Source organism: Albidovulum inexpectatum (genome assembly GCF_002927635.1).
Classification (GTDB): Bacteria; Pseudomonadota; Alphaproteobacteria; order Rhodobacterales; family Rhodobacteraceae; genus Albidovulum; species Albidovulum inexpectatum.
On the sequence record NZ_PRDS01000001.1, the window covers coordinates 448,452 to 468,289 of the forward strand.

At 66.6% G+C, this 19,838-nt stretch carries 17 protein-coding genes and 1 tRNA gene; 8 read left to right on the forward strand and 10 right to left on the reverse strand.

Annotated elements, in window-relative coordinates; translation table 11 throughout:
• The 4 genes from ygfZ to LV82_RS02335 form a co-directional block, all read right to left on the reverse strand.
• On the reverse strand, positions 1 to 765 hold the full coding sequence (gene ygfZ / locus LV82_RS02320; protein WP_104069302.1) for a CAF17-like 4Fe-4S cluster assembly/insertion protein YgfZ: 765 nt from the start codon (positions 763 to 765) through the stop codon (positions 1 to 3).
• A 17-nt stretch (positions 766 to 782) separates the two neighbouring features.
• Positions 783 to 1,889, reverse strand: a complete 1,107-nt coding sequence (locus tag LV82_RS02325) for a pyridoxal phosphate-dependent aminotransferase (protein ID WP_104069067.1) — start codon at positions 1,887 to 1,889, stop codon at positions 783 to 785.
• Between the two features lie 17 nt (positions 1,890 to 1,906).
• Positions 1,907 to 4,846 (reverse strand): valine--tRNA ligase, encoded by a 2,940-nt coding sequence (locus LV82_RS02330; protein ID WP_104069068.1) that lies wholly within the window; start codon positions 4,844 to 4,846, stop codon positions 1,907 to 1,909.
• A 70-nt stretch (positions 4,847 to 4,916) separates the two neighbouring features.
• A complete protein-coding gene (locus LV82_RS02335; RefSeq protein WP_104069069.1) occupies positions 4,917 to 5,348 on the reverse strand; it encodes an Lrp/AsnC family transcriptional regulator in 432 nt (143 codons plus the stop codon).
• Between the two features lie 226 nt (positions 5,349 to 5,574).
• Between LV82_RS02335 and LV82_RS02340 the strand changes: the two genes are divergently transcribed.
• Together LV82_RS02340 and LV82_RS02345 are read left to right on the forward strand one after the other, a co-directional pair.
• Complete coding sequence (locus LV82_RS02340) at positions 5,575 to 6,720, forward strand: type III PLP-dependent enzyme (protein ID WP_104069070.1); 1,146 nt, start codon at positions 5,575 to 5,577, stop codon at positions 6,718 to 6,720.
• Between the two features lie 191 nt (positions 6,721 to 6,911).
• Positions 6,912 to 8,027, forward strand: a complete 1,116-nt coding sequence (locus tag LV82_RS02345; RefSeq protein WP_104069071.1) for a DUF2235 domain-containing protein — start codon at positions 6,912 to 6,914, stop codon at positions 8,025 to 8,027.
• Positions 8,028 to 8,050: 23 nt separating this feature from the next.
• On the opposite strand, the gene metF is transcribed toward LV82_RS02345, so the two are convergent.
• Positions 8,051 to 8,917 (reverse strand): methylenetetrahydrofolate reductase [NAD(P)H], encoded by an 867-nt coding sequence (metF, locus tag LV82_RS02350; protein ID WP_104069072.1) that lies wholly within the window; start codon positions 8,915 to 8,917, stop codon positions 8,051 to 8,053.
• 99 nt (positions 8,918 to 9,016) lie between these two features.
• Here metF and LV82_RS02355 point away from each other — a divergent pair, with 99 nt between their 5' ends.
• From LV82_RS02355 to LV82_RS02365, 3 genes are all read left to right on the forward strand, one after another.
• Positions 9,017 to 9,943 (forward strand): LysR family transcriptional regulator, encoded by a 927-nt coding sequence (locus tag LV82_RS02355; protein WP_104069073.1) that lies wholly within the window; start codon positions 9,017 to 9,019, stop codon positions 9,941 to 9,943.
• On the forward strand, positions 9,940 to 10,689 hold the full coding sequence (locus LV82_RS02360) for a glycerophosphodiester phosphodiesterase family protein (RefSeq protein WP_104069074.1): 750 nt from the start codon (positions 9,940 to 9,942) through the stop codon (positions 10,687 to 10,689). The genes LV82_RS02355 and LV82_RS02360 overlap by 4 nt, the downstream gene beginning before the upstream one ends.
• A gap of 92 nt (positions 10,690 to 10,781) precedes the next feature.
• Entirely contained in the window at positions 10,782 to 11,573 is a 792-nt protein-coding gene (locus LV82_RS02365) for an inositol monophosphatase family protein (RefSeq protein WP_104069075.1), read from the forward strand.
• Between the two features lies 1 nt (position 11,574).
• Here the strand turns inward: LV82_RS02365 and LV82_RS02370 are convergent, their stop codons facing one another.
• Genes LV82_RS02370 through putA form a run of 3 tightly spaced genes read right to left on the reverse strand, consistent with a single transcriptional unit; the run spans position 11,575 to position 16,182 of the window.
• Entirely contained in the window at positions 11,575 to 11,964 is a 390-nt protein-coding gene (locus LV82_RS02370; protein WP_104069076.1) for a GFA family protein, read from the reverse strand.
• The gene (locus tag LV82_RS02375; RefSeq protein ID WP_104069303.1) at positions 11,961 to 12,704 is read right to left on the reverse strand and encodes a rhomboid family intramembrane serine protease; all 744 of its coding nucleotides are present in this window, start codon (positions 12,702 to 12,704) and stop codon (positions 11,961 to 11,963) included. Before LV82_RS02375 ends, LV82_RS02370 begins: the two co-directional genes overlap by 4 nt.
• A 31-nt stretch (positions 12,705 to 12,735) precedes the next feature.
• Positions 12,736 to 16,182: a bifunctional proline dehydrogenase/L-glutamate gamma-semialdehyde dehydrogenase PutA gene (putA, locus tag LV82_RS02380; protein WP_104069077.1), complete on the reverse strand. Its 3,447-nt coding sequence runs from the start codon at positions 16,180 to 16,182 to the stop codon at positions 12,736 to 12,738.
• Between the two features lie 105 nt (positions 16,183 to 16,287).
• On the opposite strand from putA, the gene LV82_RS02385 reads away from it, so the two are divergent.
• Both LV82_RS02385 and LV82_RS02390 read left to right on the forward strand, forming a co-directional pair.
• Complete coding sequence (locus LV82_RS02385; RefSeq protein WP_104069078.1) at positions 16,288 to 16,752, forward strand: Lrp/AsnC family transcriptional regulator; 465 nt, start codon at positions 16,288 to 16,290, stop codon at positions 16,750 to 16,752.
• A 47-nt stretch (positions 16,753 to 16,799) separates the two neighbouring features.
• Positions 16,800 to 16,884 (forward strand) — tRNA-Leu (locus LV82_RS02390).
• Here LV82_RS02390 and LV82_RS02395 read toward each other — a convergent pair.
• Both LV82_RS02395 and LV82_RS02400 read right to left on the reverse strand, forming a co-directional pair.
• Complete coding sequence (locus LV82_RS02395) at positions 16,863 to 17,882, reverse strand: methylenetetrahydrofolate reductase (protein ID WP_104069079.1); 1,020 nt, start codon at positions 17,880 to 17,882, stop codon at positions 16,863 to 16,865. The two genes, LV82_RS02390 and LV82_RS02395, sit on opposite strands and share 22 nt — an antisense overlap.
• Positions 17,879 to 18,475 (reverse strand): methylenetetrahydrofolate reductase C-terminal domain-containing protein, encoded by a 597-nt coding sequence (locus LV82_RS02400; RefSeq protein ID WP_104069080.1) that lies wholly within the window; start codon positions 18,473 to 18,475, stop codon positions 17,879 to 17,881. The genes LV82_RS02395 and LV82_RS02400 overlap by 4 nt, the downstream gene beginning before the upstream one ends.
• Positions 18,476 to 18,583: 108 nt before the next feature.
• On the opposite strand from LV82_RS02400, the gene LV82_RS02405 reads away from it, so the two are divergent.
• Positions 18,584 to 19,837, forward strand: a complete 1,254-nt coding sequence (locus tag LV82_RS02405; RefSeq protein WP_104069304.1) for a DNA polymerase IV — start codon at positions 18,584 to 18,586, stop codon at positions 19,835 to 19,837.
• Position 19,838 lies beyond the last annotated feature (1 nt).

The window sequence follows — 19,838 nt, forward strand, 5'->3', positions numbered from 1 at the left end:
TCACGCGGAGGTGTCGGGCCGAACGATCGCCTCTCCGGCCTGCATCCGGTCGCGCGCCCGATCGTGGCGCAGATAGGCGATGCCGAGGCCGCCAGACTGCGTGAACAGCCGCCCCACGACCTTGCCGTCGGCCTGGATCTCGGTTCCGATCGGCGCCGCGCCCTCGACACGGACACGGACCAGCCCCTTGCGCAACTCCGTCTTGTGCTTCATCCGCGCGGTCACTTCCTGCCCGACATAACAGCCCTTGCGGAAATCCACGCCGTTCAGCCGCTCGAACCCGGCCTCCAGGATATACGTCTCGTCGGGGATCAGCTCGATCCCGGTTTCGGGTATGCAATGCCGGACGCGGATCGCGTCCCAGTCCGTTTGCGCTGCCGCACCCGCGATGCCATAGGCCCGCCAGCCCAGCGCCGGGTGGCGCGGATCGGCCAGCGCACCTTCGGGCGCCTGCCCCAGCCCCCGGGCGACCGGCATGTCCAGACGCTCCAGCGCCACCTTGGCCCGCAGGCGATACATGCCCAGCCGACGCAAGAGGCCGTCGGCCAGGTCGGCCTTCACATCGATCAGGATTCGGTCCTTCTGCGGGACCAGCAGGAAATCGGCCAGATACTTGCCCTGCGGGGTGAGCAACGCGGCATAGACAAGGCCATCCTTCAGGCGCCGCACGTCATTGGTGACAAGCCCCTGAAGAAAAATTTCGCGATCGTCCCCGGACACCGCGATGATCGCGCGGTCGGCGGCTCTCTCTGCGGCAGAGGTCATGTCGCATGCTCCCTTGTTCACGCGCGCGCCGCAGCCAGGGCATCGGGCAGGGCGCGCGCCAGAAGCTCCAGATCCTCGGCCCGGCCACAGCTGATGCGGATGCACCGGTCCAGCGGCGCGACCGAGGGCATCCGGACGAAGATATCGCGCGCAATCAGTTCGGCAAGGACCCGGCGCGCGAAATCCCCGTCGCCGCCGCAATCGATGGCGACGAAATTCGTGGCCGAAGGAACAGGGGTCAGACCGTTTTGTCGCGCGATGCGGGCAATCGCGTCGCGCGCGGCGGCGACCTCCTTCACGACCCGATCCAGAGATGCGCGGTCGCCAAGGGCAGCCAGGGCGCCCGCCTGTGCGATACGCGATACCCCGAAATGGTTGCGGATGCGGTCAAAGGCCGCGATGACGTCCGCCGCGCCCAGCGCATAGCCGATCCGCGCGCCCGCCATGCCATGAGCCTTCGAGAAGGTCCGCAGGCGCAGCACACGCGGGTCCGATATGTCGATCGCCGGAACGGCCCCGGCCGGCGCGAATTCGACATAGGCCTCGTCCAGAAGGAACAGCACGTCCTCTGGCAGCTCGGCGATCATCCGTCCGATCGTTGCGGCATCATGCCAAGTGCCCATCGGATTGTCGGGATTGGCCAGATAGACGAGGCGCGCGCCATGCTCCCACGCCGCCGCGACCAGAGCCTCGGGGTCCTCGTGATCGTCGCGATAGGGCACCTGGACCAGGCGGCCGCCATGGCCCGCGACATGGTAGTTCAGCGTGGGATAGCCACCAAGCGAGGTCACCACCGGATCGCCCGGCGCCACGACCAGCCGCACGGCAAGACCCAGGATCCCGTCGATGCCTTCGCCGACCAGCACGTTTTCGGGCGCAACCCCGTGTTGGCTGGCAATCGCGGCACGCAGATCGTGGCATTCGGGATCGCCATACATCCACGCATCGCGCGCGGCGCGCGCCATGGCCTCGACCGCCGCCGGCGAAGGACCAAAGACGTTCTCGTTCGCGCCAAGGCGTGCGCGGAAGGGGCGGCCCCGCTGGCGTTCCTGCGTCTCGGGGCCGACGAAGGGGACGATCGCGGGCAGACCCGCCACGATTTCGGTCAGGCGTGGTCCCTTCATGCGATCCCCCGTGCCGGTCAGGCAGCCTCTTCCAGCCGCTTCAGCGCCGCGCGCAGCTTGGCGGCCTCGTCCTCGCCCAGTTGCAGGCGCTCGCGGGTTTCCTCGACGACGTCTTCTGGCGCGCTTGCCACGAATTTGGGGTTGGACAGGCGCGCGCTCAGCCCGCGCAGGTCCTTCTCCAGCTTCTCCAGCGTCTTCTGCAGCCGGGCACGTTCGGCCGCGATGTCGATCACGCCTTCCAGCGGGATGGCAAAGCTGCCGCCCTCGACCGCGACGGTGATCGACCCTTTCGGCGCGGCGCCTTCGGTCAATCCCTCGATGCGCGCCAGACGGTTGATCATGGGTTCATTGCGACGGAACGCCTCGCGCCCCTTTTCATCCAGCTCCAGCATGATCAGCGGCAGGCGCAAGCCAACGGGCACCCGCATCTGCGCGCGGGCCGAGCGGATCTCCTCGATCAGGCTGATGACCCAGTTCATCTCGCGGTCGGCCTCGGCGTCGATCAGCTCGGCGCCCCATTCGGGCCAGTCGGCATGAACCAGCATCTTCCCGCGCTCGCCGGTCAGGGCCCACAGCTCTTCGGTGATGAAGGGCATGAAGGGGTGCAGCATGACATAGCACTGGTCCAGCACCCAGGCCATCGTGGCCCGGGTTTCGGCGCCATGTTCCCCGTCCATCAGCGGCTTGGCGAATTCGACATACCAGTCACAGACCTTGCCCCAGACAAAGGCGTAAAGCGTGTTCGCCGCGTCGTTGAAGCGGAAGGCGTCCAGCGATTCATCCACCGCCATGCGGGCGCGGGCGACCTCGCCGATGATCCAGCGGTTGACATTGTGCCGGACATTCGCGGGCGGGGTGGCGGCATCGCCCCCGACATCGCGGCGCAGCGCGCCGTTCATCTCGGCAAAGCGGGTGGCGTTCCACAGCTTGGTGGTAAAGTTGCGATAGCCCGCGATGCGGTCCTTCGACAGTTTCAGGTCACGCCCCATCGCGGCCATCGCGGCCAGCGTGAAGCGCACCGCATCCGCGCCGTATTCCTCGATCAGGTCCAGCGGGTCCAGCACGTTGCCCAGCGACTTGGACATCTTCTTGCCCTTCTCGTCGCGGACAAGGGCATGGACATAGACCGTATGGAACGGCACCTGGCCCACCACCGCCAGCTGCATCATCATCATCCGGGCGACCCAGAAGAAGATGATGTCGAAGCCGGTGATCAGGACATCGGTCGGGAAGTATTTCTTCAGCTCCTCGGTCTCTTCGGGCCAGCCCAGCGTGCCGATCGGCCACAGGCCCGACGAGAACCAGGTGTCAAGGACATCCGGGTCGCGCGTCAGGCGCGCGTCCGGGCCCGCCATCCTGCGGGCCTCTTCCTCGTTCGGCGCGCAGTACTGGTTGCCCTGTTCGTCATACCAGACCGGGATCTGGTGTCCCCACCACAGCTGGCGCGAGATGCACCACGGCTCGATGTTTTCCAGCCAGTGGAAATAGGTCTTGGCGTCGCGCTCGGGCAGGATGCGGGTATAGCCCGCCTTTTCGTCGAAGGTGCCGGATTCGTGCGCCTCCATGCCGCGGCGGACGGCCTCCAGCGCGGGGCCGACGATCTTCGCCGTGTCCACGAACCACTGGTCGGTCAGCATCGGCTCGATGACGACCTTCGAGCGGTCGCCGAAGGGCTGCATGATCGGCCTGGTCTCGACCAGCGGCACACGCTCCAGATGCTCGGCGCCCGTCTCGGGGTCGATCGATTTCTTCAGAACGGTAACGGCCAGGCCCTCGGCCGTGATCTGTTCGACCACGCGCTTGCGCGCCTCATAGCGATCAAGCCCGCGCAGATCGTCCGGCACAAGGTTCAGCGCGTCGATCTCGGATTCCGACAGCGTGATTTCACCCCGGGCCAGCTTCTGCGCGATCTCCGCGGCCTCGGCATAGGGCAGGCCATCGCTGCGCATATGCGCCCGCGTATCCATCAGGCGATACATCGGGATGTTGTGACGGCGCGCCACGGCGTAGTCGTTGAAGTCATGCGCGCCGGTGATCTTCACCGCGCCCGAGCCGAAATCCGGGTCGGGATACTCGTCGGCGATGATCGGGATCAGGCGGCGATGTTCCTTCGGTCCGACCGGGATCTCGCAATACTTGCCGATTAAAGGCTTGTAGCGTTCGTCATCGGGATGCACCGCGACCGCGCCGTCACCCAGCATGGTTTCGGGGCGTGTCGTCGCGATCGAGATATAGTCCCGCACTTCGCGCAGGATGATGTTACCCTCCGCGTCCTTCTCGACATATTCATAGGTCTCGCCACCGGCCAGCGGGTACCTGAAGTGCCACATATGGCCCTGGACCTCGATGTTCTCGACCTCGAGATCCGAAATGGCGGTTTCGAAATGCGGGTCCCAGTTGACCAGCCGCTTGCCGCGATAGATCAGGCCCTTGTTGTACAGATCGACAAAGACCTTGATGACCGCGTCGTGGAAATTGCCCTCTTCGCCGGCGGGGGCGCCGGGCGCGCCGGACATGGTAAAGGCATTGCGCGACCAGTCGCAGGACGCGCCCAGCCGCTTGAGCTGGTTGATGATCGTCCCGCCCGACTTGGCCTTCCACTCCCAGACCTTGGCGATGAATTCCTCGCGCGTGAAGTCGCGGCGCGACTTGCCTTCCTTGGCCAGCTCGCGCTCGACCACCATCTGGGTCGCGATGCCGGCATGGTCCTGACCGGGCTGCCACAGCGTGTCATGGCCCCGCATCCGGTGCCAGCGCACCAGGATGTCCTGCAGCGTGTTGTTGAAGGCATGGCCCATGTGCAGGCTGCCCGTCACGTTTGGCGGCGGGATCATGATGCAGAACTTGGGCGCGCCGGGTCGCGCATTCGCCCCGGCCCGGAAGGCACCGGCCTTTTCCCAGGCCTCGTAAAGGCGCGCCTCGGCCTCGGCGGCGTTGAAGGTCTTTTCCATCGGCATGGTCGCATCCCTCTTTCCTTGCGCCTCCCTTAGCGAAAGGGCGGCCAAAGGAAAAGGGGCGCGGTCGGGATCAGATGGCCCGGTCCAGCTTTGTCGACAGGTGGATCAGGCTTTCCGAGGACCGCACGCCGGTCATCTCGCCGATCTGGTCCAGAACCGTGTCCAGCGCGGCGGTAGATGGCGCGGCCACCTGCAGCAGCAGATCGACCCGGCCCGAGGTCGTGTGAATGCTTTCCACCTCGGGGATCGATTTCAGCCGCGTCAGCACGTTGGCCTGCGCGCGCGGCTCGATGGTCAGAAGAACGGTCGCGCGGATCCGCCCCTGGCGACCCGTCTCGCCCAGCTTGACGGTATAGCCGGCGATCACGCCATTGGATTCCAGGCGCTCCAGACGGGCCTGGATCGTCGAGCGCGCGACCTTCAGCCGCCGCGCCAGTGTTGCCACAGACATGCGGGCATCTGCGCCCAATTGGGCAAGGATCGCGCGATCAAGATCGTCCATCTGGCAACACCGACAATTTGATGCCACGTTTCGTCATTCTGACGACACCGTCAAGCAGATTTGCACTTCTCTTTGCGCCGAAAGTGCCCCATATGGCGCGCACTTCGTTCAGGCAAAGGGCGGCTCATACGCACCTTACCTGGTTTGGTCAAATGCGTAAGCGCTTTCCAACCGGTGAGGCCGGGGCAGAGGTGGCTGCGCCTTGTTGGCAAGGGGGACTCTGCCGATGGGGCTTTCCAAGACGATCTGGGCGAATCCGTCCGAATTCCTGTGCGCCGAAAAGCCGGTCGATCCGGTGATGTTCTTCGCGCCCTCCGTCCTGCAGGCAACCGCGCGCCGGTTCATCGACGGTTTCCCGGGCCTTGTCACCTATGCGGTCAAGTCCAACCCCGAGGAAGAGGTCATCCAGAATCTGGTTGCCGCCGGCATTCAGGGCTTTGACGTGGCTTCGCCGGCCGAGATCGACCTGATCCGGCGGCTGGCGCCGGGCGCGGCACTGCACTACAACAACCCGGTTCGCGCGCGTCACGAGATCGCGCATGCCGTGGCGCAAGGCGTGCGATCCTACTCGGTCGACAGCCGGTCCGAATTGCGCAAGCTGATCGAGATCGTCCCCGCCGAAGGCGTCGAGATCTCGGTCCGTTTCAAGCTGCCGGTATCCGGTGCGGCCTACAATTTCGGCGCCAAGTTCGGCGCGACCCGCGAAATGGCGGTGGGGCTGCTGCGCGACGTGGCCGCGGCCGGCTTCATTCCGTCGCTGACCTTCCATCCCGGCACGCAATGCACCGATCCGGCGGCATGGGATGCCTATCTGCGCGCGGCGGCCGAGATCTGCCGCACCGCCGGGGTCAAGGCGCAGCGCCTGAATGTCGGCGGCGGTTTCCCGTCGCACCGGCTGGTCGGCGAACTGCCCCGCCTGGACGAAATCTTTGCCCTGATCGGCCGCGTGGCGCACGAGGCCTTCGACGGCGCGCCCCCCGCGCTGGTCTGCGAACCGGGCCGCGCGCTGGTGGCGGAATCGTTCAGCCTGGCAACGCGCATCAAGGGATTGCGCGACGACGAGCATGTGTTCCTGAACGATGGCACCTACGGCAATCTGGACGAGTTGCCGATCGCCGGCATCATCGACCGGATCACGGTCATGTCGCCCGAAGGCGAGATCCGCAACGCCGCCCCGCGCGAACGGGTGATCTTCGGGCCAACCTGCGACAGCGTCGATCGCCTGCCCGGCGAGGTTGCCCTGCCCGGCGACATCGCCGAGGGCGATTTCGTGATCTTCGCCGGGATGGGCGCCTATTCGGTGGCGACGAATACTCGCTTCAACGGCTTCGGCAATTCGACGATCGCCACGGTTCTTCAACTGACCCCTTGATCCCGATCTGTGGGAACCTTTCGGACGGGGCGGCCTGCCGGGGGCCGCCCCTTTCGCATAACCTTGCGCGCCGGCAAGCCGCGCCATCCGCCCCGACCGGCCCCGCCCTGCAAGGCCGCACACGCAATCGTTCCACCTTGTTGCGCAAACGCGACTGGCAGCCGCCCAGCTTCGCGCGCTAGGATGGACGCATGGAGAGGGAGAGGGACCCAACCCACGACGACAGCGCGCCCCGTTCGCTGATCGATCGGGTCAAGAGACTGTTCCGTTTCGCCGGACGTGTCGAAACCCGGGGTGCCGCGCGCGGTCGCGGGCCCGTCGATCACGTCATACTGCTGGACGGAACCCTGTCTTCGCTGGACCCGGGCCACGAGACGAATATCGGCCGCATCTACCGCCTGCTGCAGGAATGCCAGTCGGGGCGCCTGTCCATCTATTACGAATCGGGCGTCCAGATGCGCCTGTGGCGGCACCTTCCCGATGTTGCGATGGGACGCGGGATCAACCGCCAGATCCGGCGCGCCTATGGCTGGCTGGCCTCCCGCTATCACCCGGGCGACAGGATCTTCCTTCTGGGATATTCACGCGGCGCCTTCGCGGTGCGCTCGCTGGCGGGAATCATCGACCGGGTGGGGCTGTTGCGCGCAGAACACGCAACCGAACGCAACGTCCATCTGGCATGGCGCTATTACCAGCAGGCCGAATCCAGCCGCTTCGTGGATGCCTTCCGCCGCCGCTACTGCCATGATCACGTCGAGATCGAGATGATCGGGGTCTTCGATACGGTCAAGGCGCTGGGTGTCCGTCTGCCCTTCCTGTGGATGTGGACCGAGCCGCAGCACGAATTCCACAGCCACGCCCTGTCGCCCTGTGTGCGGCATGGCTATCACGCGCTCGCGCTTGACGAAAACCGTGCCGCCTTTGACCCGATCATGTGGGAAACCACCAATGGGGATTGGCAGGGCCGGATCGAACAGGTCTGGTTCCGCGGGTCGCACGGCGATGTCGGCGGCCAGCTTTCCGGGTTCGAGGACGCCCGCCCGTTGGCCAATATCCCGCTGGTCTGGATGCTGGAACGACTGGAACGCCACGGCCTGCCCCTGCCCGAGGATTGGCGCGAGCGGATCCATTGCGATCCAGGCGCACCATCGGTCGGCACATGGCGCGGCTGGGGAAAGCTGTTCCTGTTGCGCGCGCGCAGGCAGGTCGGGCGCGACCCCTCGGAAAGCATTCACCCGACCGCCCAGGGTGCCGATGAAGCCGCCGCCCGCGGCTGGCTTGGGGAACGGACGCGCCGAAGGGCATGACGCCCGCAGGCCGGGCGCCCCGATCAGGCGACGTTCTGCAACGACACCTGCGGCGCGATGCCCAGCGCATGACAGATCTCGCGGGTCATCTGCGGGCGGTTGAGCGTGTAGAAGTGCAGATCCCCGACGCCGCCGCGCAGGAGGTCGTCGCACAATTCGGTGATCACCGCGGTCGCCAGAAGATCGACGCGGCCGTCGCGCTCGGCCTTTTCGAAGGCGGCCTCCAGCCAGCCCGGAACATTGGCGCCGCAACGCGCCGCGAAACGGCGCGCGCCCTGCCACGAGACGATCGGCAGGATTCCCGGAATGATGGGTGCATCGATACCCGCCTTCTCGCAGGCATCGCGGAACCGGAAAAAGCTTTCGGCCTCGAAGAAGAACTGTGTGATCGCCGAGGAAGCCCCCGCCTCGATCTTGCGTTTCAGCCAGGCGACATTGGCCGCCATGTCGGGCGCGTCGGGATGCGATTCGGGATAGGCGCCCACGCGGATCGTGAACAGCCCCGTTTCGGCCAGCGCCTCGATCAGCTCGACCGACGAGGCAAAGCCTTCGGGATGGGGGGTGAAGCGCTCGGCCCCCTGGGGCGCGTCACCGCGCAGGGCGACGATCTCCTGCACGCCGGATTCGGCATAGGCGCGGGCGATGCGCAGCGTCTCCTCGCGCGTGGCATCCACGCAGGTCAGATGCGCGGCGACGTTCAGCCCGTAATGCGAACGGATCGCCGACACGGCCTCGTGCGTCAATTGCCGCGTCGTGCCCCCCGCGCCATAGGTGACCGAAACGAATTTCGGCCCCAGGGGCGCAAGCATCTGCACGGCTTCCCACAGCTGGAAGGATGCCTCGAGATCGCGGGGCGGGAAGAATTCGAACGAGATGCGGGGCGTGGTCATCGCTGTGTCCTCTTGGCTCTTGCCCAATCCTGACACTGGCATAAAAATGAAGCAAATTCATAATTCTCAACATCAACATGAATATGGTGACTATATCCGATGCATCTTGAGTTGCGACATCTGCGCACGATCAAGGCGATTCACGACGCCGGAGGGCTGGCCCGCGCGGCCGACATGCTGAACATCACGCAATCGGCCTTGTCGCACCAGGTCAAGGCGATCGAGGATCAGGCGGGGATGGAACTGTTCGTGCGCCGGACCCGCCCGCTGCGCCTGTCGGCCGCCGGAATGCGCCTGCTGCGCGCGGCCGAACGAATCCTGCCCGAGATGGACGCATTGGCCGAGGAATTCCGCGCCCTGCGCTCGGGCCGCTCGGGGCGGCTGCACATTGCGATCGAATGCCACGCCTGTTTCGACTGGCTGTTTCCCGTGCTCGAACAGTTCCGCCGCGCATGGCCCGAGGTGGACGTGGACATCCGGCCTGGCCTTGCGTTCGAGGCCATGGATGCGCTGCTGCGCGAACAGGTCGATCTGGTCATTTCCTCGGACCCCGAGGAGCTGGACGGCGTCACCTTTCACCCGCTGTTCGACTACGAACCGACTTTTGTCGCCGCGCGCGATCATCCCCTGGCCGCCAAGCCCTTTGTCGAGGCCGAGGATTTCCGCGATCAGGTGCTGATCACCTATCCGGTGGACCGTTCGCGGCTGGACGTCTTTACCCAGCTTCTGACCCCTGCACGGGTCGAACCGCGCGCGATCCGCCAGGTCGAACTGACGGCGGTGATCCTGATGCTGGTGGCCTCGGGGCGGGGCGTGTCGGTCCTGCCCGACTGGGTGCTGCGCGACGTGCGATACCAGCCCGATTACGTGACCCGCCGCGTCACCGAGACGGGCCTGACGCGGCGCATGCATGCCGCGATCCGCAGCGAGGAATCCACGCGCCCCTACATGGCCCATTTCCTGCGCCTCGCGCGGACCGAGCCGGTCAAGCTGCAGAAAAGGCTCGTCGAGCCGGGGCCGGCATGATGACGCATCCGTTCCTCGACCATCCCCGCCCCATCGGCTTTGCCCATCGCGGCGGGGCGCTCGAGGCCGAGGAAAACACGATGGCGGCATTCGAACATGCGGTGGCGCTTGGCTTCACCCATGTCGAAACCGATGTCCAGGCGACGCGCGACAATGTGGCCGTGATCTTTCACGACGACACGCTGCACCGCATGACCGGCCATCCCGGCAGGGTCGAGGATCTGACCTGGCGCGAATTGTCCGCCCTGCGCACCCATGGGGGGCAGGCCATTCCACGGCTGGACGATCTGCTGGCTGCCTGGCCCGACCTTTTCATCAATCTGGAAGCCAAGTCCGACGCCGCGGTCGAGCCGATGGCACATGCGATCCGCCGGGTGAATGCGCTTCACCGGGTCTGCATCGGATCGTTCGACGCCGCGCGCACGGCACGCGCCCGTCGGCTTCTGGGCCCCGATCTGTGCTGGTCGCCCGCGCATGGCGGTGTGGCCGCATTGTGGCTGGACGGCTGGGGCCTGCCGATCCCGAGACCCGAATTTCCCGTCATCCAGGTGCCGACGCATCATCGCGGCATCCCGATCGTGACGGCACGCACGCTGCGGGCGGCCCATAGGCGCGGCATCCAGGTCCATGTCTGGACGGTCGATGACGCCACGGAAATCGTCAGGCTGATCGATCTGGGCGTCGATGGAATCATGAGCGACCGGCCCAGCCTGCTGGCCCGCATCCTGTCGCAACGGCGCGGCTGAACGGCCTTGCGCCGCTTGCAATGCGGAATTGCCCTTCACAACAAGGCCCGGCGCGCGTATAGCCGCCCCTTGATTTCAGAAAGAGCGGAACGATGCTGGGCAGTGCCAATCTCAACCTGATGATCAAGGCCGCGCGCAAGGCCGGACGCAGTCTCGTGAAGGATTTCCGCGAGGTCGAGAACCTGCAGGTCTCGGTCAAGGGGGCGGGCGACTTCGTCAGCCGCGCCGATCTGGCGGCCGAACGCATCATTCGCGAGGAACTGACCCGCGCGCGTCCGACCTATGGCTGGCTGGGCGAGGAATCGGGCGAAACGCCGGGCGAGGACCCGACCCGCCGCTGGATCGTCGATCCGCTGGACGGCACGACGAACTTCCTGCACGGCCTGCCCCATTGGGCCGTCTCGATCGCGCTGGAACACAAGGGCGAAATCGTCGCGGGCGTCATCTTCGACCCGGCCAAGGACGAGATGTTCTATGCCGAAAAGGGCGCGGGCGCGTGGATGAACGAAAGCCGCATCCGGGTGTCGGGCCGTCGGTCCCTTTCGGACGCGCTGCTGGCCACCGGCGTTCCCTTTGGCACCAAGCGTACCCTGCCCGCCACGATGCGCGACCTGGCGCGGCTGATGCCGGCTACGGCTGGCGTGCGGCGCTGGGGCGCGGCCTCTCTGGATCTGGCCTATGTCGCGGCGGGCCGGCTGGATGGCTACTGGGAGCGCGAGCTCAGCCCCTGGGACATGGCCGCGGGCCTGATCATCGTGCGCGAGGCCGGCGGCATGGTCGATGCCGTGCGCGAAGGCCACAAGATCTTCGAGTCGGGCAGCGTCATCGCCGCGAATGCGGACATCTTCGACGCCTTTGCGGGGCTGTTGCGCAAACCCGAATAGGTCACCCCCGGTCGGAGGGATGAAAAACCCCATCGACCCAGGGCACATCGCCCAAATCGCGCGGATTGACACCCTCCAGACAGGCGGCGTTCACGCCGTATTCGTTCGGGTTCGAACGTCTGCGGTGATGGGTGTAGATACCGCAGATGCTGCAGAACCAGTGCTGCGCGGTATGGGTGTTCCAGGTGTACAGCGTCAGCACCTCCTGCCCCTTGACCACGCGCAGCCCGTCCAGCGGCGCGCTGACCGCGATTGCGCCGCGGCGCGCGCAGAAGGAACAATCACAGCGCCGGGCCGAGGCAAGGCCCTCGGCGACAAGCGTCACTTCAAGCTCGACCGCGCCGCAATGGCAGCTTGCCCGATGCGGGCGATTCAGGCGAGGCAGGCTCATCGCCGTCTCCTTCGGATGCGCGGGATCGAGGTGTGGGGATACTCGATCTCGGGATGCGGCGGCAGACCATGCGTCTGGCGCCAGAAAACCTGAGCGCCACGCGCGAACCATACGGGAATCGTCAAGGCGATGCCGGCAAGGAACCCGCCCGCATGGGCCCAATAGGCCACGCCACCGCCATCCGCGGGGGTCGAAACCCCGGACAGGATCTGCATCGCGAACCACAGGCCCAGCATCACCCAGGCGGGCACGGTGAAGATCCGCACGAAGACGAAGAAGATCAGCATCACATCGACGCGCGCGCGGGGAAACAGCAGCAGATAGCCCCCCATCACGCCCCCGATCGCGCCCGAGGCTCCGACCGTCGGCACGACCGACAGGGGGGCCGCGGCGACATGCGCCAGCGCCGCCACGACCCCGCAGGCCAGGTAGAACAGAAGGAAACCCAGATGCCCCATCTGGTCCTCCATGTTGTCGCCGAAGATCCACAGGAACAGCATGTTGCCGGCCAGATGCAGCAGGCCCGCATGCAGGAACATCGAGGTGAAGATGCCATGGACCTCGCCCGCCTGCGTCACGGCGGCCGGGATCATCGCCCAGTCGCGCCAGAAGGCCATCAGCAGGCGTTCATCGCCCATATAGGGCAACTGCATCAGGTAGATCACGACATTCGCCGCGATCAGCCCATAGACGACCCAAGGCGTCGACCCCGAAGGGTTATGATCGCGGATCGGAAACATGGGGCCACGTTTTCCGATCCGCGATGCGTCGTCAAGCCTCGCCGGCCTCGGCCAGAAGCCGCGCATTGCCGCCCGAGGCGGTCGTGTCCACGCAGACATGGCGTTCGTGCATGACATGACCGATATCGGGCCGGCCCGTGATCAGCGGCAGGATCGGGCCATCGCGCCGCGCCAGCGCCTGACCATAGGCGGCGGCGCGGTCCCGATCGCCCCACCAGATGACGCCCGAAAAGCCATTCAGGCCCAGCAGTGCGTCCGGATCAAGCGCACCGGGCACCGCGATCGCCAGCCCGCCCAGCGCGCGGACGGATTCGACCTGGGCCTGCGCCGCGGCCTTGCCGGGGCCAAGGCAAAGAAGCGGCGGCCGCTGGATCAGGCTCAGCCGGTTCGATTCGCCAGTCGGTCCCGGCATGTCGATGCGCGCCTTGACGCCGGGCGCGGGCGCGGCATCCAGCGCGGCCTGGATCAACGCGGGATCGGCCCGACCGTCAGGTTCAGACGCGGCGATCTTCGGCTCTGCGGGGCGCTGGAAGCGGGGCAGATAGTGCGGCCCGCCCGCCTTGGGACCCGTGCCCGACAGCCCCTCGCCGCCAAAGGGCTGGCTGCCCACGACGGCGCCGATCTGGTTGCGGTTGACATACATGTTGCCGACATGCAGCGCCTCGGTCACCTCCTGCACGCGGCTGTCGATCCGGGTATGCAGGCCAAAGGTCAGGCCATAGCCGGTGGCGTTGATCGCCTCGATCACGCGGGGCAGGTCATCGGCATCATAGGTGGCCAGATGCAGGACCGGGCCAAAGATCTCGCGCTTGAGATCCGAAATGCCGTTGACCCGGATCACGCAGGGCGCAACGAAATGCCCGGCCTTTGGCGCCGACAGCTGGCGCAGCAGGCGGCCCTCCTTGCGCGCGCGTTCGACATGGGCGCGGATCGTTGCTTCGGCCTCGGCATCGATCACCGGGCCGATATCGGTGGACAACTGCCACGGATCGCCGAGCGACAGTTCCTCCATCGCGCCATAAAGCATCTCGACAAAGCGATCGGCGATGTCGTCCTGCACATAAAGACAGCGCAGGGCCGAGCAGCGCTGACCGGCCGACTGGAAGGCCGAGATCACGATATCGCGCACCGCCTGTTCGGGCAAAGCGGTGGAATCGACGATCATCGCATTCAGACCGCCCGTTTCGGCGATCAGCGGCGCGCCGGGCGCCAGGTGCTGCGCCATTGCGCGGCGGATGATCTGCGCGGTTTCGGTCGATCCGGTGAAGCACACGCCGCCAACGCGCGCGTCCGAGGTCAGCTGCGCGCCCACCCGCGCGCCGTCGCCGGGCAGAAGCTGCAGCGCCGTCGCGGGCACGCCCGCCCTGTGCAGCAGATCCACCGCCAGCGCCGCGATCAGGGGCGTCTGTTCGGCGGGCTTGGCCAGCACCGAATTGCCCGCAGCCAGGGCCGCGGCGATCTGTCCGGTAAAGATCGCAAGCGGGAAGTTCCAAGGGCTGATGCAGACGAACTTGCCCAACGGCTCGCCCGGATGCTTCTGCGCCTGGGCGGCGTAATAGCGCAGGAAATCCACCGCCTCGCGCAGTTCGGCCACCGCGTCGGGCAGGGTCTTGCCGGCCTCACGCGCCAGCAGCGCAAAGATCGGGCCGAAATTCTGTTCATAGAGATCGGCCGCGCGGTTCAGGATCGCGGCACGCTCGTCGACCGGGGCCTGCCAGATCTGCGCGGCATCCAGCGCTTGGTCCACGTCCTCGGCCGCGGCTTCGGTGACGCGGCCCACCTCCTGTCCCGATGCCGGGTTCAGGACCGGCTGTTCGGGCCCGCCGGTCACCTTGCCCGCGATGATCGGCCCGGCGCGGAACGGCGTCTCGAGATAGGGGGCGCGCGCCGCGTCGATCCGGCGCAGCGTCGGTTCGTCGGTCAGGTCGAAACCGGCGGAGTTGACCCGTTCGGGCGCGAACAGATCCGGGCCCTTGCGGATCAAGGGGTTCGAGACCTGCGGCAGTTTCGCCTCGATCGCGGCAAAGGGGCAGGCTGCCACCTTTTCGGGCGGAATCTCGTCATTGACGATCTGGTTCACGAACGAGGAATTCGCGCCGTTTTCCAGCAGCCGGCGCACCAGATAGGCCAGAAGGTCGCGATGCGCGCCGACCGGGGCATAGATCCGGCACCGCGTCCCGTGACGGCGATGGACGATGTCGTGCAGGCGCTCTCCCATGCCGTGCAGGCGCTGGAACTCGAACGGCCGGTCGCCCGCCATGTCCAGGATCGCAGCCACCGTATGCGCGTTGTGGGTGGCAAACTGGGGATAGATCCGGTCGGTCATGCCCAGCAGCTTGCGCGCATTGGCGATATAGCTGACATCGGTCGCCTCCTTTCGGGTGAAGACCGGGAAATCGGCAAGGCCCAGAACCTGCGCCCGCTTGATTTCGGCGTCCCAGTAGGCGCCCTTGACCAGGCGCACCATGATGCGCCGGTCCAGCCGTTCGGCCAGGGCATGCAGCCAGTCGATCACCGCGCCCGCCCGCCGGCCATAGGCCTGGACGACCACGCCAAATCCGTCCCAGCCGGACAGTTCGGGGTCCGACAGGACGGCCTCGATCACCTTCAGCGAGATCGTCAGCCGGTCGGCCTCTTCGGCGTCGATGTTGAAGCCGATACCCGCCCGCGCCGCCGCGCGCGCCAGATCCCGCAGGACCGGCACCAGCTCGGCCATCACGCGGGCCTCCTGTGCCACCTCGTAGCGCGGATGCAGCGCCGACAGCTTGACCGAGATGCCCGGATTGTCACGGATGTCCTTGCTGCTTGCGGCCTCGGCAATCGCGGCGATCGCCTTGGCATAGGCCTGTGCATAGCGCTCGGCATCCTCGGCCGTGCGCGCGGCCTCGCCCAGCATGTCGTAGGAATAGGTGTAGCCCTGAGCCTCGGCCTTGCGGGCGCGCTCCATCGCGGCATGGATCGTCTCGCCCAGAACGAACTGGCGGCCCATCTCCTTCATCGCCTGGCGCACGGCGCGGCGGATCACCGGCTCGCCCAGCCGCTTGACCGCGGCGCGCAGATGGCTGGCCACGCCCGGGCCGCGCTCATCCTCCAGAACCTTGCCGGTCAGCATCAGCGCCCAGGTCGAGGCATTGACCAGCGACGAGGCCGATCGGCCCAGGTGGCGCCCCCAATCCGATGGCGCGATCTTGTCCTCGATCAGCGCGTCCATCGTCTCGGCATCGGGCACGCGCAGTAGGGCCTCGGCCAGGCACATCAGGGCGATACCCTCGTCGGTGGACAGGCCGTATTCGGCCAGGAAGACCTCCATCAGGCCCGGACGCGACTGCGCGCGGATCTCGCGCACAAGCTGCGCGCCCTGTTCGGCGATGCGGGCACGCGCCCCGGCCGACAGGGCCGCGGTCGCGATCAGATCCTGCAATAGCGGCGCCTCGGGCGCCAGTGTGCCGGTTTCGATCCTCTGCCAAAGATCCTGCATGGTCCCCTCCTGCGAATTTGGGCCATTCTACTGCTTGTCAGGAAGGCAGGTTTCCTGATTATTGTCATTGTGAAGTCCATTTGAACCGATTTTGGAACAATCTGCATGCCAAATGAACTTCCCGAACTGGATCGGTTCGACCATGCGATCCTGCGCGCGCTGTCGCAGGACGGACGGATGAGCGTGACCGAACTTGCGCGGCGAATCGGATTGACCAAGACGCCCACCCAGGCACGGCTGAAACGGTTGGAACAGGCCGGCGTGATCGCGGGCTATCGCGCGGTGCTCAGCCCGATCCGCATGGGGCTTGCCCATGTCGCCTTTGTCGAGGTGCGCCTGTCGGATACCCGCGAAGCCGCCCTGCAGGCGTTCAACCGCGCGGTCCTTGCGATTCCCGAGATCGAGGAATGCCACATGATGGCGGCCAGCTTCGATTACCTGATGAAGGTGCGGACACGCGACATTCACGAATTCCGTCGGGTTCTGGGCGAACAGATATCAAACCTGCCCCATGTCGCCTCGACCTCGACCTTCGTCGCGATGGAGGCCGTCAAGGAAACCGGGCTGTAGCATCCGCTTGCGCACCGGGCCGAAACGGCTATGGTCGCGGCCGCGTCGCGGGCGTGGTGGAATGGTAGACACAGGCGACTTAAAATCGCCAGGGCCTGGCCCGTGCGGGTTCAAGTCCCGCCGCCCGCACCATCGGCCGAATCCGGCGCCCTGCGGCCGCGCCGGCCCGGACGGCGGCCCTCCAGAACACCCGATTCAAGGATGATTTCAGAGACCTGGTGCTCGCGCCGATAGGCCATGACATGAACGCCCGCGACGCCGGGGATCTGACGGATCCGCTGGATCAGTTCGATGCAGATGCGCTTGCCTTCCTCGGCGGGTTTGGCGGCCTTCTCCATCCGCTCGATCAGGGCGTCGGGAATGTGGATGCCCGGTACGCTCGACCGCATCCAGCGCGCCGCCTTTGCCGAGGCAAGCGGGCCCACGCCCGCCAGTATGAAGACGCGCCGGTCCAGACCCAGATCGCGCACCCGTGCCATGAAGGCTTCGAACAGCGGGATGTCGTAGACATAGTTGGTCTGGATGAACTCGGCCCCTGCCTCGACCTTCTTGGCCAGCCGCTCGGGCCGCCAGTCCAGCGGCGGGATGCAGGGATTTTCCGCCGCGCCAAGGAACATCTGCGGCGGGCGGGTGATCCTGCGGCCCGACAGGAACATGCCCTGATCGCGCATGGTGCGGATCGTGCGCAAAAGCGTCAGCGAATCGAAGTCGAAGACCGGCTTGGCGCCCGGCTGGTCGCCCACCCCGACACCGTCGCCGGTCAGGCACAGCACGTTCGACACGCCCATCGCGGCGGCCCCCAGCACATCGCCCTGAATGGCGATCCGGTTCCGGTCGCGGCACGAGATCTGATACACGGTCGAGTATCCCGCCCGGGTCAGCAGCGCGCTGATCCCGATCGAGGACATGTGGCAATTCGCGCCCGAGGCATCGGTGGCGTTGATCGCGTCGGCCACCTCTGCCAGCGGGCGCGCGGCCTCGAAGACATCGGCCGGATCGGCGCTGTCGGGCGGGTTCAACTCGGCCGTGACGGCAAAGCGGCCGGCACGCAGCACGCGCTCGAGCCGCGAATGCGAGACATGGCCGGGCGGCGGGGGCGCATATGCAGGGGACGGGTCGGACTGGCTCATCTGCGCCGCTCCTCGCGATTCACGGCCGCGGGCGGTTCGGGCGCCAGGGGGGCGGTGGCCGGTTCGCTGGCGCGGGCTTCGGGAAAGGCGCGGGCGACGGCTTCGCGTGCAGCGGTCCCGCGGGCCGCGGCGCGGGCCGCGCGCCGCTCGGCCGCCTTTTCGCGGCTGACACGCAGCCAAGAGGACGACCCCGCAAGGGTTCGGTCCACCGGTGGCAGGACTTCGTGAATGCGCGCGCCGCCCTTCATGCGTTGTGCCCCTTCCCAGGCCAGGACCCAGACGCAGCGCATTTGTGGGCGCACTTCGCAGTACCCGCCCGGTCGCACCCCGCCGCAGGGGCCATTGCGCAATTCCTTGGGACAATTCATCGGGCATGACATGCCCGTCGAGGACAGCGCGCACTGGCCGCACATGCGGCAGTCGAACAGAAAGCCCTTGACCACGCTTTCAACCGCGGCAACGGGCCGTTCGACCCGATCATAGCCAATGCGCGCAAACAGGGGATCAAGCGCGATCATCACCCGCTCGACGGCGGCATAGATCCGCTCGAAGGCACGCGCATGGCGGACGGCGAACAGACGCATGCGATACATGGGGTCCCTCCCCTGGTCAGGCCATCAGCATATGACGGCACGGCCGCTTTCGGCCAGCGGCGATTTCGTGCCCTCGCACAAGGCCGCGCCGCGGCCTATGATGGCGCCATGCCAATACTGTGCCGCGATTGCCTGAAGGTCTTCGAGACGGGCCGGCGTTGTCCGGCCTGCCTTTCGGCGCGTATCCTGTCGCATCCCGAGCTTCTGTCCCTGTCCATCGCGCATGTGGACTGCGACGCCTTCTATGCCAGCGTCGAGAAGCGCGACGATCCTTCGCTGCGCGACAGGCCGGTGATCGTCGGTGGCGGGCAACGGGGCGTCGTCTCGACCTGCTGCTATCTTGCGCGAATCCGGGGCGTGCGGTCCGCGATGCCGATGTTCCAGGCGCTGCGGCTGTGTCCCGATGCAGTGGTCCTGCGCCCGCGCCCGTCGCGCTATGCCGAGATCTCGCGGCAGATCCGCGCGATGATGGAGGACTTGACCCCTTTGGTCGAACCATTGTCGCTGGACGAGGCCTTTCTGGACCTGTCGGGCACGCAGCGACTGCATGGCGCGCCGCCCGCGGTCATGCTGGTGCGTCTTGCGGGGCGCATCGAACGCGAACTGGGCCTGACCGTGTCCGTCGGGCTGTCGCACAACAAGTTCCTGGCCAAGGTCGCCTCGGATCTGGACAAGCCCCGCGGATTTTCGGTCATCGGACGGGCAGAGACACAGGACTTTCTGCGCGCAAGGCCCGTTTCGACGATCTGGGGCGTCGGCGCCGCGACCCGGGCCGAGCTCGAGGCCGCAGGCATCCGCACCATCGACGACCTGCTGCGCTGGGATCGCAAGGACCTGCATCGCCGCTTTGGCGCGATGGGCGACCGGCTGTGGACCCTGGCGCGTGGGCACGACAGCCGCCGCGTCAGCCCGAACGCGCCTCCCAGATCGATTTCGGCCGAAACGACCTTTGCCCAGGACATCCGCGATGTCGATCTGCTGGAAGGCCATCTGTGGCGTCTGGTCGAGAAGGTCGCCGATCGCGCCAAGGCCCGGAACCTGGGTGGCCGCACCGTGACGGTCAAGCTGAAGCGCACGAACTTCGTCACCCTTACACGCCGCCATGCCCTGCGTGATGCCACGCAGATCGCCGACCGCATCTGGGCCGAGGCACGCGGCCTGCTTGCCGCGACGATCGATCAGGCGCCCTTCAGGCTGATCGGCGTCGGGCTCAACGATCTGGTGCCTGCCGAACAGGCTGACCGCGCGGGCGATCTGCTGGACCCCCAGGCCGCGCGGAGGGCGCGAGCCGAACGCGCCGCCGATGCGATTCGCGCAAGATTCGGCAGCCAAGCGATCATCAAGGGACGCTCTCTGCGCTGAG

What these genes read in the sequence shown, in the direction of transcription:
- LV82_RS02340 (WP_104069070.1), top strand. Translation starts at nt 5,575, where the DNA reads ATGGGGCTTTCCAAGACGATCTGGGCGAATCCGTCCGAATTCCTGTGC.
- LV82_RS02325 (WP_104069067.1), bottom strand. Translation starts at nt 1,889, where the DNA reads ATGAAGGGACCACGCCTGACCGAAATCGTGGCGGGTCTGCCCGCGATC.
- metF (WP_104069072.1), bottom strand. Translation starts at nt 8,917, where the DNA reads ATGACCACGCCCCGCATCTCGTTCGAATTCTTCCCGCCCCGCGATCTC.
- LV82_RS02360 (WP_104069074.1), top strand. Translation starts at nt 9,940, where the DNA reads ATGATGACGCATCCGTTCCTCGACCATCCCCGCCCCATCGGCTTTGCC.
- LV82_RS02355 (WP_104069073.1), top strand. Translation starts at nt 9,017, where the DNA reads ATGCATCTTGAGTTGCGACATCTGCGCACGATCAAGGCGATTCACGAC.
- LV82_RS02335 (WP_104069069.1), bottom strand. Translation starts at nt 5,348, where the DNA reads ATGGACGATCTTGATCGCGCGATCCTTGCCCAATTGGGCGCAGATGCC.
- LV82_RS02345 (WP_104069071.1), top strand. Translation starts at nt 6,912, where the DNA reads ATGGAGAGGGAGAGGGACCCAACCCACGACGACAGCGCGCCCCGTTCG.
- LV82_RS02405 (WP_104069304.1), top strand. Translation starts at nt 18,584, where the DNA reads ATGCCAATACTGTGCCGCGATTGCCTGAAGGTCTTCGAGACGGGCCGG.
- LV82_RS02375 (WP_104069303.1), bottom strand. Translation starts at nt 12,704, where the DNA reads ATGTTTCCGATCCGCGATCATAACCCTTCGGGGTCGACGCCTTGGGTC.
- LV82_RS02400 (WP_104069080.1), bottom strand. Translation starts at nt 18,475, where the DNA reads ATGTATCGCATGCGTCTGTTCGCCGTCCGCCATGCGCGTGCCTTCGAG.
- LV82_RS02365 (WP_104069075.1), top strand. Translation starts at nt 10,782, where the DNA reads ATGCTGGGCAGTGCCAATCTCAACCTGATGATCAAGGCCGCGCGCAAG.
- LV82_RS02395 (WP_104069079.1), bottom strand. Translation starts at nt 17,882, where the DNA reads ATGAGCCAGTCCGACCCGTCCCCTGCATATGCGCCCCCGCCGCCCGGC.
- LV82_RS02370 (WP_104069076.1), bottom strand. Translation starts at nt 11,964, where the DNA reads ATGAGCCTGCCTCGCCTGAATCGCCCGCATCGGGCAAGCTGCCATTGC.
- putA (WP_104069077.1), bottom strand. Translation starts at nt 16,182, where the DNA reads ATGCAGGATCTTTGGCAGAGGATCGAAACCGGCACACTGGCGCCCGAG.
- LV82_RS02330 (WP_104069068.1), bottom strand. Translation starts at nt 4,846, where the DNA reads ATGCCGATGGAAAAGACCTTCAACGCCGCCGAGGCCGAGGCGCGCCTT.
- LV82_RS02385 (WP_104069078.1), top strand. Translation starts at nt 16,288, where the DNA reads ATGCCAAATGAACTTCCCGAACTGGATCGGTTCGACCATGCGATCCTG.
- ygfZ (WP_104069302.1), bottom strand. Translation starts at nt 765, where the DNA reads ATGACCTCTGCCGCAGAGAGAGCCGCCGACCGCGCGATCATCGCGGTG.